This is a genomic window from Protofrankia sp. CiP1_Cm_nod3 (genome assembly GCF_982290655.1).
Map to the genome: position 1 here is coordinate 32,204 of NZ_CEVIVD010000032.1, position 1,055 is coordinate 33,258.

Here is a 1,055-nt window from a genome sequence, read left to right on the forward strand (position 1 = left end):
TCGGTGAAGTCGGTCTCGGTGGAGCCGGTCTCGGTGAAGTCGGCGAACGTGGCCCGGGCGTCGACCAGTTCCTCGGTGTCGTGCGCGTACACGTGGTCGAACAGGCTCAGCGGAGCCGGGTCGGGCAGGTTCAGGCAGCGCTGCCGCATGGTGGCCGCGAGCGCGTCGGCCTCCCGGTCCAGGGCGCTGGCCGCGTCGTCGTCCAGCAGCCCGCGGCCACGAAGGTAGGCCGCCATCCGCTGGATGGGGTCGAGGGCGCCCCAGCGCGCGAGCTCCGACGCCTGGCGGTAGCGGGACGGGTCGTCCGCGGTGGTGTGTGCGCCCATCCGGTAGGTGACCGCCTCCACCAGGGCCGGCCGCCCCTGACGGGCCTGCCGCAGCGCCCAGCGCGTCACGGCCAGGGTCGCCAGCACGTCGTTGCCGTCCACCCGGATACCGGTGATGCCGAACCCGCGGGCCCTGAAATAGATCGGGACGCGGGTCTGCCGCCGCGTCGGCTCGGAGATCGCCCAGTGGTTGTTCTGGCAGAAGAAGACCACCGGCGCCTCGAACACGCCCGCCCAGTTGAACGCCTCGTTGACATCACCCTGACTGGACGCTCCGTCGCCGAAGTAGACCAGGGTCGCCGGCAGGCCGTCGCCGTCACCGGCGGTGCCGCCGCTCCCGGCGGTGCCGCCGGTGCCGCCGGTGGTGGCGACGGGCCGGTGGGCCGTCCCGACCGGCCGGCGACCCAGACCCGTCCTGGTCTCCTTGGTGACCCCCATGGCGTAGCCGGTCGCGTGCAGGACCTGGGAACCCACCACGATCGCGTACGTCTGGAAGCCGTGTTCGTCCACGTCCCAGCCGCCGTGGGCCGTCCCGCGGAACAGGCCGAGGACGTCCAGCGGGTCGATGCCCCGGCACCAGGCCACCGCGTGCTCGCGGTAGGTCGGGAAGACCATGTCGTCGGCGCGCAGCGCCCGCGCCGAGCCGACCTGGGCCGCCTCCTGCCCGCGCAGGCTCGCCCACAGGCCGAGCTCACCCTGGCGTTGCAGGGCGGTCGACTCCTCGTCGAG

At 73.5% G+C, this 1,055-nt stretch carries 1 protein-coding gene; it reads right to left on the reverse strand.

Features of this window, described 5'->3' with window-relative positions; translation table 11 throughout:
* Positions 1 to 1,055, reverse strand: a 1,055-nt coding sequence (locus AC5LUJ_RS09000; RefSeq protein WP_493464765.1) for a thiamine pyrophosphate-dependent enzyme, incomplete at both ends; no start/stop codon positions are given.